The organism is Thiocapsa sp. UBA6158 (genome assembly GCF_002423035.1).
Lineage (GTDB): Bacteria > Pseudomonadota > Gammaproteobacteria > Chromatiales > Chromatiaceae > Thiocapsa.
In genome coordinates, this window is sequence record NZ_DIUM01000064.1 from 23673 (window position 1) to 38071 (window position 14399).

Annotated in this window: 11 protein-coding genes; 7 read left to right on the forward strand and 4 right to left on the reverse strand. The window is 65.4% G+C overall.

All coding sequences use genetic code 11. The features are described from left to right. The first annotated feature begins 37 nt into the window (after nucleotides 1-37). From B4N44_RS09045 to B4N44_RS09060, 4 genes are read left to right on the forward strand one after another with little or no spacing between them, the layout of a single operon-like run. On the forward strand, nucleotides 38-2128 hold the full coding sequence (locus tag B4N44_RS09045) for a putative maltokinase (protein WP_422664311.1): 2091 nt from the start codon (nucleotides 38-40) through the stop codon (nucleotides 2126-2128). A gap of 49 nt (nucleotides 2129-2177) precedes the next feature. Next, on the forward strand, nucleotides 2178-3263 hold the full coding sequence (locus B4N44_RS09050; RefSeq protein WP_296699647.1) for an HlyD family secretion protein: 1086 nt from the start codon (nucleotides 2178-2180) through the stop codon (nucleotides 3261-3263). Next, nucleotides 3227-5977, forward strand: a complete 2751-nt coding sequence (rbbA, locus tag B4N44_RS09055; protein ID WP_296699651.1) for a ribosome-associated ATPase/putative transporter RbbA — start codon at nucleotides 3227-3229, stop codon at nucleotides 5975-5977. The genes B4N44_RS09050 and rbbA overlap by 37 nt, the downstream gene beginning before the upstream one ends. A gap of 1 nt (nucleotide 5978) precedes the next feature. Continuing rightward, nucleotides 5979-7103, forward strand: coding sequence for an ABC transporter permease (locus B4N44_RS09060; protein ID WP_296699655.1), 1125 nt, complete (start codon nucleotides 5979-5981; stop codon nucleotides 7101-7103). Nucleotides 7104-7341: 238 nt separating this feature from the next. On the opposite strand, the gene B4N44_RS09065 is transcribed toward B4N44_RS09060, so the two are convergent. Both B4N44_RS09065 and B4N44_RS09070 read right to left on the reverse strand, forming a co-directional pair. Continuing rightward, a complete protein-coding gene (locus B4N44_RS09065) occupies nucleotides 7342-8937 on the reverse strand; it encodes an ABC-F family ATPase (RefSeq protein WP_296699658.1) in 1596 nt (531 codons plus the stop codon). A 127-nt stretch (nucleotides 8938-9064) separates the two neighbouring features. Beyond that, entirely contained in the window at nucleotides 9065-9268 is a 204-nt protein-coding gene (locus B4N44_RS09070; protein WP_007191453.1) for a cold-shock protein, read from the reverse strand. Between the two features lie 259 nt (nucleotides 9269-9527). Here B4N44_RS09070 and gloA point away from each other — a divergent pair, with 259 nt between their 5' ends. Then, nucleotides 9528-9911, forward strand: coding sequence for a lactoylglutathione lyase (gene gloA / locus B4N44_RS09075; RefSeq protein WP_296699663.1), 384 nt, complete (start codon nucleotides 9528-9530; stop codon nucleotides 9909-9911). A gap of 172 nt (nucleotides 9912-10083) precedes the next feature. On the opposite strand, the gene B4N44_RS09080 is transcribed toward gloA, so the two are convergent. Next, the gene (locus B4N44_RS09080) at nucleotides 10084-10485 is read right to left on the reverse strand and encodes an HIT family protein (protein WP_296699666.1); all 402 of its coding nucleotides are present in this window, start codon (nucleotides 10483-10485) and stop codon (nucleotides 10084-10086) included. A gap of 208 nt (nucleotides 10486-10693) precedes the next feature. On the opposite strand from B4N44_RS09080, the gene B4N44_RS09085 reads away from it, so the two are divergent. Together B4N44_RS09085 and B4N44_RS09090 are read left to right on the forward strand one after the other, a co-directional pair. Then, entirely contained in the window at nucleotides 10694-11404 is a 711-nt protein-coding gene (locus B4N44_RS09085) for a class I SAM-dependent methyltransferase (RefSeq protein ID WP_296699816.1), read from the forward strand. A 65-nt stretch (nucleotides 11405-11469) separates the two neighbouring features. After that, nucleotides 11470-12090 (forward strand): ParA family protein, encoded by a 621-nt coding sequence (locus tag B4N44_RS09090; protein ID WP_296699669.1) that lies wholly within the window; start codon nucleotides 11470-11472, stop codon nucleotides 12088-12090. Here B4N44_RS09090 and B4N44_RS09095 read toward each other — a convergent pair. Continuing rightward, nucleotides 12081-14117, reverse strand: a complete 2037-nt coding sequence (locus tag B4N44_RS09095; RefSeq protein WP_296699672.1) for an EAL domain-containing protein — start codon at nucleotides 14115-14117, stop codon at nucleotides 12081-12083. The two genes, B4N44_RS09090 and B4N44_RS09095, sit on opposite strands and share 10 nt — an antisense overlap. Between the last annotated feature and the right edge of the window lie 282 nt (nucleotides 14118-14399).

Sequence of the window (14399 nt, forward strand, 5' to 3'; positions counted from 1 at the left end):
ATGGGCGACAACATCTATCTNNGGCGTGCGCACGCCCATGCAGTGGTCGCCGGATCGCAATGCGGGATTCTCGCGCGCCGATCCGGAGCGGCTCTATCTTCCGCCCATCATGGACGCCATTTACGGCTATCAATCGGTGAACGTCGAGGCGCAGCAGCGTCATGCCGCCTCCCTGCTCAACTGGATGCGGCGGATCATCGAGGTGCGCAAGGCCCATCGGGTCTTCGGACGCGGCAGTCTGCGCTTTCTCGACCCCGGCAACCGCAAGATCCTGGCCTATGTGCGCGAAGGCGGCGCGGCAGATAAGGATGGCGAAGCGTTGCTGTGCGTCGCCAACCTCGGGCGCGGTGCCCAGCCGGTAGAGCTGGATCTGGCGTCGTTTCGCGGACGGGTGCCGATCGAGCTGCTTGGTCAGACAGCGTTTCCCCCGATCGGTGATTTGCCGTATCTGCTCACCCTGCCGGGGCACGGTTTTTACTGGTTTCTGCTCTCGCAGGACGCCGCCGCACCGGATTGGCACGAGGAGCATCTCGCACCGCTGCAGCTTGCGACCTTGGTGACGCCGGAGGGTTGGCGCAGCTTGCAGCCGACGCGGGCGATGCGGCGCGATGCCTCCAAGCGTGCGCTGTCCCTGATGGAAAACAAGATCCTTCCTGCCTATCTGAGCACGCGTCGCTGGTATGCCGCGAAGGGTCGGCCGATCCGCGCCGTGTCGTTCGCGCAATGGCAGGAATGGCGCGAGTGGCTCTTGACGCTGATTCGGGTCGAACTCGAGGATGGCGGCGAGCAGTACTATTTCTTCCCGCTGGCGATCCTCTGGGACGATGGCGACGGCACGGGCATGGCAGGTCCCGGACTCGGTACGGCGCTGGCGCGGGTGCGGCGTCAGGCGACGACGGGTACCCTCTGCGATGCCTTGGCGGACGCCCGTTTCGCCCGGGAGATGACCGCCGCGATTCGGGCGGGTGACGAGATCTCGCTGGATGTCGGCAGCCTGGTGTTTCAGCCGACAAGCGCGATGGCGTCGCTTGTCGGAGACCTCGATGCGAGGCAGGAGGTCCGGCAGCCGCCCGATCGCTCCTACAGTGCGGCCATCCTCGACAACCGACTCTTTCTGAAGATCTATCGGCGGCTGCGGCCGGGTCTCAGCTCCGAAATCGAGATGGGACGCTTTCTAACCGAGGTGTCGCCTTTTGCGGGCATCGTGCCGTTGGCCGGGACCCTGGATTTCCGCGACGAGGATGGTCTCGCGACGACCCTGGCCGTCCTACAGAAATATGTCCCGAACCAGGGCGACTTGTGGGGGGTTACACTGGATCTGCTCGGACGCCTCGGCGATGCCTACGGTGACCGTGTCGATGAGTGGGACAGCGACCTCGCTCATGTCAGTTACGCGGCCTTGATCGACACCTTGGGGCGGCGTCTCGCCGAGCTGCATCGGGCGCTGGCCCGCACCGGCGTTGGCCCGGCCTTCGAGCCCGAGCCGGTCGCCGCTACCGATCCCGGTGCCTGGCGCGAGCGTTTGCACGCCGATGCGCTCACGACACTCGCGCGCTTGGAGGCGCAGCTGCAGAATCTCTCCGATCAAGCGCGCGCAGTCGGCGAGGAGTTTCTTGCCGCGAGCTCCCTGCTCCTGGCGCGCCTCATGGACCCACTCCCGGCGGATCTCGATCTGCTCAAGATCCGCTGTCACGGCAATCTGCATCTCGGCCAAGTCTTGGTCGTCGGCAACGACGTGGTCATGATCGATTTCGAGGGCGAGCCGACGGGTGGTCCGGGTGCCGGACGTCTGAAGGAATGCCCATTGATCGACGTCGCCGGGATCCTTCGCTCGTTTCGGTATGCGGCTGCGCGCACGCTGACCCTCGTGTCGCAGGATCATCCCGCGGAGCGCGAGCGCATGGCCGATCCGTTCGCGCGCTGGAGCGGCGCCATGAGCGAGCGCTTCCTGGCCGCCTACCGCGAAGCCGCCGCCGATGCGCGCCTCTATCCGCCGGCGGCCGAGCAGAGTGATCTCCTCCTGAGGCACTTCATGTTGCGCAGGGCGCTCTACGAGATCCGCTACGAGTTGCATAATCGACCCGAATGGGTCGCCATTCCCTTGCAAGGAGTGTTGGAGCTGCTGTGAGCCGCGAAACCATCGTGCACCGTCGCCCGAATAACCTGGCGCCCATCACATGAGCAGATCGGGCCGTCGGCTGGTTGCCGGAGCCATCCTCGTCCTCCTTCTCGCCGCCGTCATGGCGGGTTGGGTGTTCCTCGGCGGCGGTGATTTACGGGTCCTTCCGGCGGCGCTGCGCGGGTGGCTGGACGATTCCCCGCTGCCGGAGGGTTTTGCCGTGGGCAACGGTCGGATCGAGGCGACCGAGGTGGATGTCGCGACGAAGCTGGCCGGGCGGCTGACGGAGGTGCGGGTCCAGGAAGGCGATCGTGTCGAGCAGGGGCAGGTCGTCGCGGTGCTCGACACCGACGCCTTGGAGGCCCGGCGGCGCCAAGGTCGAGCCGAGCTGCGTCAGGCCGAGCAGGAGCGTCAGCATACACTTGCGGTGGTGGAGCAGCGCGAGAGCGAGCTGGACTATGCCCGCCGCGATCTCGACCGGCTGCAGCGGCTCTCGCGCACCGATCAATTCGTCTCCGAGGAGCAGGTCGATCAGGCGCGCACCAGCGTGCGCAGCGCCGAGGCGGCCCTCTGGGCCTCGCGCGTGCAGGTGGTCGCGGCCGAGGCGGCGATCGAGGCGGCGCAGGCGGGTCTCGAACGGGTCGAGGTCGACATCGCCGACAGCACCCTCCAGGCGCCGCGCGGCGGACGAGTCCTTTACCGTCTGGCGGAGCCGGGCGAGGTGCTGGGCGTGGGCGGCAAAGTCTTGACCCTGCTCGACCTCGCGGACGTCTATATGGTCATCTTCCTGCCGACACCGGCGGCCGGACGGGTCCGGTTGGGTGCGCCGGCGCGGATCGTCCTGGACGCCGCGCCCGAGTATGTGATCCCCGCAGAGGTCTCCTTCGTCGCCCCGCGCGCCCAGTTCACGCCCAAACAGGTCGAGACGCAAAGTGTGCGCGAGTCGCTCGCCTTCCGCGTGAAGGTGCGGGTTGCCCCGGAGCTGCTCGCGCGCTACGAGACGCTGGTGAAGACCGGGCTCCCCGGCGTCGCCTCTGTACAGCTCAGCCCCGACGCGCCCTGGCCCGAGCATCTGGAACCGAGACTGCCGCCCCCGAGGTCATCGCTATGGCCGAGCACGCCGCCGGCCCCGTCGTCAGACTGAGCGGGCTGAGCCACGTCTACGGGGGTTTGAACGCCCTCGATGGTGTGGCGCTCGAGCTCTCCGCCGGACGTCTGACCGGCCTGATCGGGCCCGACGGGGTGGGCAAATCGACCCTACTCGGGATCATCGCCGGGGTGCGGCAGATCCAGTCCGGTCGGGTCGAGGTGCTCGGGCACGATCTGCGGCAGTGCCGCGAGCGCGACGCCGTGATCGAGCGCATTGCCTACATGCCCCAGGGCCTCGGTCGCAATCTCTACCCCAGCCTCTCGGTCCGGGAGAACCTGGATTTCTTCGGTCGCCTGTTCGGGCAGAACAGGGCGACCCGAGCGGAGCGCATCGCCGAGCTGACCGCGGCCACCGGTCTCGCACCCTTCACCGAGCGTCCTGCGATGCACCTCTCCGGCGGGATGAAGCAGAAGCTCGGGCTCTGCTGTGCGCTCATCCACGACCCCGAGCTGTTGATCCTCGACGAGCCGACCACCGGGGTGGATCCGCTGTCGCGGCTTCGCTTTTGGGAGCTGATGGAGCGGCTGAGGCGGCGTCGCCCCGATCTGAGCATCCTGGCGTCGACGGCCTACATGGAGGAGGCGGAGCGCTTCGACACCTTGGTGGCAATGGACGCCGGTCGCGTGCTCGCCGCCGGCACGGTGACCGAGCTGTGTGCACGTACCGGCGAGCGCGACATGGAGTCGGTCTTCGTCGCGCTGCTTCCCGAAGAGCGCCGCGGCGGTCATCGGCGCTTGGTGGTCCCGCCTCGCACACAAGGCGGTGATGGGCCGCTCGCCATCCGTGCCGAGGGCCTGACCCGGCGCTTCGGCGACTTCACCGCGGTCGAGCGGGTCAGTTTCTCGATCCACAAGGGCGAGATCTTCGGCTTCCTCGGCTCCAACGGCAGCGGCAAGACCACGACCATGCGGATGCTCACCGGCCTCCTGCCGGCCACCGAGGGCGAGGCGTGGGTCTTCGACCGGCCGGTGGATGCGGAGGACACGGCGCTGCGCCGGCGTCTGGGGTTCATGTCCCAATCCTTTTCGCTCTACGGCGAGCTGAGCGTGCGGCAGAACCTGGACCTGCATGCGCGGCTCTATCGACTGCCCGCGAAGGACATCCCCGCGCGCATCGCGGAGCTTGCCGAGCGTTTCGATCTCGCACGCGTCATCGACGCCCGTGCCGAGGCGCTGCCGCTCGGCGTGCGCCAGCGTCTGTCGCTCGCCGTGGCGGTGATCCATGCGCCCGAGCTTCTGATCCTGGACGAGCCGACCTCCGGGGTCGATCCGATCGCCCGAGACGGCTTCTGGGAGCAGCTCCTCATGCTTTCGCGCGATCAAGGGGTGACCATCTTCATCTCGACCCACTTCATGAACGAGGCCGAGCGTTGCGACCGCCTCTCGCTGATGCATGCTGGTCGAGTGCTGGCCGAGGGTACCCCCGCTGACATCAAGTCCCGGCAGGGTGCGGCGACGCTCGAGGACGCTTTCATCGCCTACATGGAGCAGGGTGCGGCGGACGCGGGCGAGAAGACCGTCGCCGATCGGGAGGCCGTACGGGATCCCGCGCTTCCCCCGCTGCACCCGCGGTCTCGTTCCACGGGCTTTTCACTGCGCCGGCTCTGGGCCTATGCCCGGCGCGAGGGTGCTGAGATTCGGCGCGACCCGATCCGACTCGCCTTCGCCCTGCTCGGGCCGGTGATCATGATGATCGCCATGGGCTACGGGATCTCGTTCGATGTCGACGAGATTGCCTATGCCGTGCTCGATCACGACCGCACCCCGGCAAGCCGCGACTACCTGGAGCACTTCGCCGGCTCGACCTGGTTCTCCGAGCAGGCGCCGCTGGCCGACGCAGAGCAGATGTGGCGTCGGCTCGCAAGCGGTCGGCTGGCCGTGGCGATCGAGATCCCGCCGGGATTCGGCCGCGCCTTGACGGGTGGCTCCGGCTCCGAGGTCGGATTCATGATCGACGGGGCCGTCCCCTTTCGCAGCGATTCCATCGGCGGCTATGTCGAGGGCGTGCATCGCGGGTATCTGGAGGCTCGCGGGGCCGATCCGTCCGCCGGCCCGTCCGCATCGCCGGTCAGGGTCGAGACGCGCTTTCGCTACAACCAGGACTTCAAGAGCGTCTACGCCATGGTGCCCGGGATCCTGATGCTGCTGCTCATCATGATCCCGGCCACCATGACCGCGGTAGGGGTGGTGCGGGAGAAGGAGCTGGGCTCCATCACCAACCTCTACGCCACACCGACCAAGGGCGGGGAATTTCTGCTCGGCAAGCAGCTGCCCTACGTGGGTCTGGCACTCCTGAGCTACCTGATGTTGCTCCTCATGGCGCTCTTCCTGTTTCGTGTGCCGCTTGCCGGGAGTCTCCTCGGGCTCACGCTCGGGGCGGTGCTGTTCGTCTTCGCGAGCACCGGGCTCGGGCTGCTCATGTCCACCTTCATGCGCACCCAGATTGCGGCCGTATTCGGAACGGCCATCGTCAGCTCCATGCCGACCATCCTCTTCTCGGGCATGCTGGTGCCGGTCTCGGCGCTGACCGGACCTGCGCGCATCATGGGCTACGGCTTCCCGAGCGCCTGGTTCAATCACGTGAGCGTGGGGAGCTTCACCAAGGGGCTGACCGTCGGTGATCTCTGGTTGGACTATCTGGTGCTTGCGGCCTTCGGGCTCGCCTTCTTCCTGCTCGGGCTTGTGCTGCTTCGCACCCGGGAGCGCTGAGATGCGGCTCGCGAACGTCTACCGTCTGGGGCTCAAGGAGCTGTTCAGCCTGCGCTACGACCCGGTGTTGGTCTTTCTGATCATCTATTCCTTCACCTTCGCCATCATCGCCCCGTCGCGCGGGGTGAAGCTCCAGCTCGAGCATGCCTCGGTAGCGGTGGTCGACGAGGACCGCTCGCAGCTCTCGATGCGTCTGACGGAGACCCTGCTCCCGCCCTATTTTCAGGCACCCGAGCAGATCGATGTCGGCGAGATCGACGCAGCCATGGATGCGGGCCGCTACACCTTCGTGATCGACATCCCGCCGCGTCTTCAGGCCGATGCCTCGCAGGGGCGTCGCCCGGCCGTGCAGGTCATCGTGGATGCGACCGCCATGGCGATGGCGGGAGCGGGGGTGCGCTATCTGGAGCGTGTGCTTGTCGAGGAGCCGCTGCTCTATCTGCGGGGCGATCAAGCCGAGTCGCCGCCGGCGGTGGGGTCGGTGATCCGGCTCGCCTTCAATCCAAACAGCGAGTCGATTTGGTTCATGTCGGTGATGCAGATCGTCAACATGGTCACCCTGCTCGGCATCGTACTCACCGGGGCGGCACTGATCCGCGAGCGCGAGCACGGCACCATCGAGCATCTGCTGGTGATGCCGCTCACCGCGGCCGAGATCATGCTCGCGAAGGTCTGGGCCAACGGCCTGGTCATTCTCATCGCCGCGACCTTCGCGATGGTCGTGGTCGTCCAAGGGCTGCTCGGGGTGCCCAACGCGGGTTCGCTCGGGCTCTTCGTGCTCGGTCTCGGGGTCTACCTCTTCTCGATCACCGCACTCGGCATCCTGCTCGCCACCCTCGCCCGGACCATGCCTCAGTTCGGGCTGCTCTCCATCCCGGTGTTCCTGGTGATGTATATGCTCTCGGGCGCCAACACCCCGCTCGATGCCATGCCCGAGCTGCTGCAACGGGTGATGCTCGTCTCGCCCACGACCCATTTCGTCGCCTTCATCCAGTCGGTGGTCTTCCGGGGTGCCGGGCTCGATCTGGTTTGGCCGCACCTGGCCGCGACCCTGGGGCTCGGGGCCATCGCCTTTGCCGTCGCCTTGGCTCGCTTTCGGCAGACGGTGAGTCTCAGTCGGCTGTGATCCCGCATCTCGCCATCGATGCAGCCGCGCGAATCAGATCCAGACTTAAACCGCGCCCGACGCGGTATACGATGTTGTTGGATGGGAGATCGGCCCCGGCGGACTTGACGGCCGCTGGAGTTGGCGCGGTTTAAGTAATTAAAAAATATACTATTTTAAACCGCGTCCACGCTAAGGGCCATGGCTGCATCAAACGTCGAGGTCACTTGAGAATTGAGCCTCTCGCTCTGGATGCGGTTTAAGCCGCAGCGCCCTCGCGCTCGACATAGTCTTCGTAGTTCCCGCGGAAGTCGACCACGCCTCGGGGTGTCAACTCGATGATCCGCGTCGCAAGAGACGAGATCAGCTCGCGATCGTGGCTGACGAAGATCAGTGTGCCCGGGTAGTCTTCCAGCGCGGTGTTGAGCGACTCGATGGACTCCATGTCGAGATGGTTGGTCGGCTCGTCCATCAGCAGGATATTGGGCTTCTGCAGCATCAGCTTGCCGAAGAGCATGCGGCCCTGCTCGCCGCCCGAGATCACGTTCACGGGCTTTTTGATCTCGTCCTGGGAAAACAGCAGCCGCCCCAGCGTGCCGCGGATGACCTGCTCGTCGTCGCCGGGCTGTTTCCACTGGTCCATCCAATCATACAGGCTGGTGTTGTCGGCAAAATCGGCCGCATGGTCTTGGGCGAAGTAACCCAGGGTGCTGTTCTCGGACCATTTGATCACGCCCCCGTCGGGTGCGAGGTCGCCGGCGAGGCTGCGCAGCAGTGTGGTCTTGCCGATACCGTTGGGGCCGATGATGGCGACCCGCTCGCCGACCTCCACCGTCAGGTCCAGGCCGCTGAAGAGCGGCTTGCCGTCGTAGCCTTTGGCGAGGCCATTCACCTCGAGCGCCAGGCGGTAGAGCTTTTTGTATTGGCCGAAACGGATGAAGGGGTTGACCCGGCTCGATGGCTTGATGTCTTCGAGCTTGATCTTCTCGAGCTGGCGCTGCCGCGAGGTAGCCTGCTTCGCCTTGGATGCGTTGGCCGAGAAGCGACTGACGAAGGTCTGCAGCTCTGCGATCTGAGCCTTCTTCTTGGCGTTGTCCGAATAGAGGCGCGTGCGCGCCTGGCTGGCGGCGGTCATGTACTCGTCGTAGTTGCCCGGGTAGACGCGCAGCTCGCCGTAGTCCAGGTCGGCCATGTGGGTACAGACGCTGTTCAGAAAGTGCCGGTCGTGCGAGATGATGATCATGGTGCTGTTGCGTGCATTCAGCACCTCTTCGAGCCAGCGGATGCTGTTGATATCCAGGTTGTTGGTGGGCTCGTCGAGCAGCAGGATGTCCGGGTCGGCGAACAGCGCCTGGGCAAGCAGCACGCGCAGCTTCCAGCCGGGTGCGACGGCGCTCATGGGGCCTTCGTGCTGCTCCAGCGGGATATCCAGGCCGAGCAGCAGCTCGCCTGCACGCGCCTCGGCCGTGTAGCCGTCCAGCTCGGCGAAGTGCACCTCCAGGTGCGCGACCTCCATGCCGTCTTCCTCGCTCATCTCCGGCAGCGCATAGATGCGGTCGCGCTCCTTCTTGATCTGCCACAACTCCTCGTGGCCCATGATGACGGTGTCGAGCACCCCGTCGTTCTCGAAGGCGAACTGGTCTTGGCGCAGCTTGCCGAGACGCTTGCCGGGCTCGACGGAAACGTTGCCCGCGCTGGGCTCCAGATCCCCACCCAGGATCTTCATCAGGGTGGATTTTCCGCAGCCGTTGGCGCCGATCAGGCCGTAGCGATTGCCTCCGCCGAATTTCACGGAGACGTTTTCGAACAACGGCTTGCCGCCGAACTGCATGGTGATGTTGGCTGTGGAGATCAAAGGAGGGTTCCGCAAGAGACAAAAAAGAGAGGGGCGGGCCGCCGACATTCGACGGACCGAAAACGCAAAAAGCCCCGCAGTTGGCGGGGCTTTTTCAGCTCAGGTGACTGGCACCTGAAGGCTGTTTTTACTTGGGTACGACGTTGGTCGCGCTCGGGCCCTTCTGGCCTTGCTCGACGTCGTAGGAGACGCTTTGTCCCTCGGCCAGCGACTTGAAGCCACTGCCTTGGACGGCGCTGTGATGGACGAAGACGTCCTTGGAGCCGTCGGAAGGAGCGATGAAGCCGAAGCCCTTCTCGTCACTGAACCACTTAACTGTGCCTGTAGCCATTTACGGTATTCTCTGATTTAACGAAACGTGTGTACATATGCAGGCGACTGTCGCGAGATTACGGAAGGATCTGCCACGTCACGCGGAGAGGAGTAACAACCGAAATACTACAAGGAAGCACTGCACGAAAGTCATGATGCCCAAGACCGAATGGTTTATCAAGGTTTTTCTCTAGGTTTTTCTGCAGGCCCGGGTCGATGCGAGAATGTCGGCACAGGCTCGACGACAACCCGAGACCACAACGCAAGAGGTCACCCGGATGAGAATCCTCCATACCATGCTGCGGACCGGCAACCTGCAGCGCTCCATCGATTTCTACACCGAGATCCTCGGGATGCAGCTGCTGCGTCAGAAGGACTATCCCGACGGCGAGTTCACGCTTGCCTTTCTCGGCTACGGCGCAGAGTCCGAGCAGACCGTGATCGAGCTGACCTACAACTGGGGTGTCGATCGCTACGACTTGGGCAACGGCTACGGCCATATCGCCATCGAGGTCGACGATGTCTATGAGGCGACGGACCGGATCAAGGCCAAGGGCGGCAAGATCATCCGCGATGCCGGGCCCATGAATGCGGGCAAGACCATCATCGCCTTCGTCGAGGATCCGGACGGCTACCCGATCGAGCTGATCGGTGCGCGATAACGGGCTTCGAGGGCTCGCGGATCTCTTGGCCCGCTGCCCGACCCGCGCTGTCGCTCGGGTGATTCCGGGACCAAGCATCCCGACTGCTCATCTCTGTACGACATGCAGGAGCCACGTCGGGGCGCCTTTAGTCGCCCCGACGGGTCGGTCGATACGTCTAGCGGAAATCACCTCAGCCGCCCACAAGGGCCGCCTTGAACGTATCCACCTCGCTTGAGGTGTATGCCCGGGTCATTTCCAGGTACCCCCAAACGGGCTTGGGCCAGCAGGGATCGGTCGGGCTTCGGCCGATGACATGGACATGCAGTTGCGGCACCAGATTGCCGATCCAGGCCACGTTCACCTTCGGACAACCGAGAACAGCCGTCAGATAGTCCGAGGCCAGCTTGCAGTCGGCGAGGACCGTATCGCGCTGCGCGACGGGCAGATCCAACAGGTTACCCAAGTCGGTCTCGGGCACCAGGATGAACCAGGGAACGGCCGCGTTGCGATGCAGGAGCAGGTGACTCGCGGACAATCGGCCCAGCGGATGACAATCGGCAAGGAGTCGGGGGTGCAGGGTAAAGTCGGGCATGACCAGCGGGCTCCGTTGAATCCAAAGGCGGCGATCGATCAGGTCGGCACGCCGAGACGGTGATACGCAGTGGATGTCCTGTCGAGCCGGCTTGCGTAGAGTCTCCGCCGCCAGCCGTCGATTCGGACAGATCGTATGAATGGAGCGCAGGCATGGCCCGATAACCGGCCCGACCGACATCCTCTACCCTAAGGAGTCACTGCACATCATGCAAATCAACGATCCGAATGCCTACCGTCGTTGCGAGGAGGTCGATCTCATCGGCGACTTGATCGAGGTACGCGACCGCCGTGTCCTCGAGCTGGGTTGCGGCGCCGCCTACATGACCCGTGCGCTGGCCACCCGCTTCGGCGCGGCCCGCATCACGGCGACCGAGGTCGATCGCATCCAGCATGCGCGCAACCTCGCGATCGCGGATCTGCCGCAGGTCTGCTTTCGCTATGGCGGCGCCGAGTCGATCGCGGATCCGGACGCCAGCTACGACCTCGTCGTCATGCTCAAGTCGCTCCACCATGTCCCGGTTGCGGCCATGGATCAAGCACTGCGCGAGATCCATCGCGTGCTGGTCCCGGGCGGTCTGCTCTATGTCTGCGAACCCGTTTACTGGGGTGACTTCAATGCCATCATGCGCCTGATCGACGACGAGCGTCTGGTCCGCGAGGCCGCGTTCGAGGCCCTCCGCAACGCCGTCGATGCTGGACGGTTCGAGCTGGTGGAAGAGGTCTTCTTCGAGTCCGAAGGCATCTACCCCGACTGGGAGAGCTTCGCCGCACGTTTCATCGACGTGACCCACAGCGAGCGAAACCTCGATGCCGCATGCCTGGCCGAAATCCGCGCGGCCTTCGAGCGCCATCTGACACCGCAAGGCGTGCGCTTGTGGAAACCCCATCGGGTCGATCTGTTGCGGCGGGTTGACTGAAGCGACCGGGAGCCGATCATGATCCACGTGCGCGATCCAGACAGCATCGACCGAGCCGGAGACTCATGAGCACAGACCCCATGCCCCCGGCCCGCATTGCCTTCTGGCATCGCAAGGGCGGAACGGGCAAGACCAGCCTCGCCATCGGCTGCGCGGTTCGTCTGGCCGGCGGATCCGCAGCGGACCTTGACGCGGACCCGCACTCGCCTGCGCAGGGTGCGCGGGTGCTGCTCTTGGATACCGATCCCCAGGGCACGGCCGCGGCCTGGGGCGAGCGCTTCGCCGATCGGTTCGGAATCGCCGTGCGGGCGGACAGCGGTTTTGCCCTCTGGCACGACTGGGCCGAGCGCGCCATGGGTTTCGATGCTGTCCTGGTCGATTGCCCGCCCACCGTCGGCCCCGAGGTCATGGAGATCCTCGCCGGTGTCGATCGGCTCCTGATTCCCACTCGCCCGGCTTGGCCGGATGTGTGGGCGCTGGAGTCCGTCGCGGATCTCGTCGCAGATCTTCATTTATCCGGTGGCCGCGGCCGACGGGCGCACGCTGCGCGACGTCATCGGTCAGAAGAGCGCACATGGGTTCGGCTTCTGGGATGCCATGCTCATGGAGACACGCTTGCTCACCGAAGACATGCACGACGCTCGCAGGGTTGGAGCCCTGCGCCTGAAGAACCCGTTCAAGGCTGATTTCGATCTCGGACTGGATTGAACTCATCCCGGCCGTCCACCTCGGCGGCGATCGCCTCGGCCTCGACCAGGCGACTCATCAGAAAACCCTGGATCTGATCGCAGCCCTGCAAGGAGAGCGATTCAAGCTGCTCACGGGTTTCGACCCCCTCGGCCACCACCAGGAGACCCTGCGCATGGGCCAAGTCGATGGTCGAGCGCACAAAGCTCTGATCAACGGGATCCCGATCCATGTAGCGGATAAAGCCCTTGTCGATCTTGACCAGGTCGATCGGGAGCTGTTTGAGCTGGCTCGCCGGGATGTGACCCGTCCCGAAGTTGTCCAGGGCGATGGCAACGCCCAGCTCGCGCAGCTCGGCAAGCGGTGCGAGCCCGGCGAGCGGGTTGCGCGGCAGGAGCGTCTCGCGCACCTCGAGACAAATGAGCTCGGGTGGCAATCCGATGCGATCCAGGAGCTCCCGGATCTCGCGTGCCAAGCCAGGGTCGGCGAGCTGGCGGGCCGAAAGATTGACATGGATCCTGACCCGTCCTCGATTCAACCAGTCCCGCGCCTGCTTGGCGGCCTCTTCCAAGACCCAGCGGCCCACGGGTTGGGCCAGGTCGCTCTGCTCGATCCCGGCGAGGAAGTCGCGCGGCACCAGGAGTCCGTCGCGCGGGTGCTGCCAGCGCATCAAGGCTTCCACCCCGACGATAGTGGCGGTCGCCAGACCGATGATGGGTTGGTAGAGCAGATTGAATTCGCCGCGCTCCAAGGCCTGGCCAAGCTCGAGCACCCGCTGACGGTGTCGGCGCGCACCATGGTCCGAGCTCGGCTGCAAGACGGTTCGGTCGGGCGCGGCACGCTCCTCGGTGATATCTTGGATGGCCAACACGACACCAGAGCCGAGATCGTCGGCTGTCTTGGCGCCCAGGATGCGCAGCCAGCGTCGGCCGCTGTCGGTCTCCCGGGGCAGCTCCACCGTCAGATCGCGTGCCGCGGCGAGCCGGCCGGGCAGGTCGGACTCGGCCAGTCCGGCCGCGTCGAGCAGCTCGTCGAGACCGAGACGGACGCTGGACTCCGCGGTCAGTCCCAAGGCCCGCAAGGCGGCATCGTTGATGAAACGAATCACGCCCCCGCTGTCCGCCAGGATGAGCCCCGGGAGCCCGCACTGCTCGAGCATGCGTTTCCACTGGTCCAGCTCGCGCAGCTCGTCCTCGGCCTCCTGGAGCGCCTCGCCTTGCACGGCGATGACCCGCCTAAGCAGTTTGAGATAGATCTCCTGGACATCCTTCAGGAGGTCGCGGCGGGTCAGGATGCCGACCAGACGACCCTGCTCGTCCTCGACCACCAGGCGCCTGATCCCGAGCTCGCGCATTCGGGTCCCTGCTTCCCGCGCGGGTCGATCCGCGCCGATGCTCTGCAAGGGCAGCGACATGCGCCGGGCCAGCGGCGTGCTCCCGAGATCCAGTTCCGAACCCGCGAGACGAACCGCGTCGCGCTCACTCAGGATGCCGATCGCGCGCCCGGCCTCGGCCACCACCACCGAGCTGATCCGCCGCTCGGCCATGATCCGCAGCGCCTCGGCCACCGTCACCTCCGGGGGCAGATTGACCGGGTCGCGGGTCATGAGATCCGCGACCCGCCGCTCGCCGAGCAGATCACCCCCGCCCAGGATACGCGCGAAATCGGTCTCGGAGAGCACCCCGACAAGCTGGCCTGCACTGTCGACCAGCACCAGGTGTCGGCAGCCGCGCGCGCTCATGCGGGCATAACCCTCGGCGAAGGTCAGCTCGGGCGTCGCGGTGAGCGGATCCGGCGACATCCGCTCGCGCAAGGGCGAGCTTGGATCATAGGTGCCGCGGGCGAGGAGCGAGAGCGCGTCGCGCTCGGTGAAGATGCCGACCGGGTGGCCGGCGATGGCCAGCACGACCGAGCTGATCCGACGCTCGCCCATCGCCGCGACCGCCAGCCCGAGCGGATCCTCGGGGGAGAGGACGAAGGGGGTCCTGGATTGGCACAGATCAGCCAGGGTGAGTGTCTCGATCATGGTGTGACTCGCTGCGCATTCTCTAAAACCGATGACGATCACGATTCAACTGAGTGCCTCGAAACCCTCGCGGGCATCTTGTCTCCATGCCTCGCAGGCGGTCCGTGGCCCGCTCCTGGCCGGATCATAGCATCCTTCTAAAATCGGCACGGATCCCTCGACTCGCCTCGTTGCGGTCTCGGCTCTGGATGCTGTGGTCTCTTCAGCTTGCGAGAGACAGTGAAAGGGGCAAGACGCCGGAGTCTTGTGTTCCAGCTGTCGCTATGGCGCGTCGGGATCAGC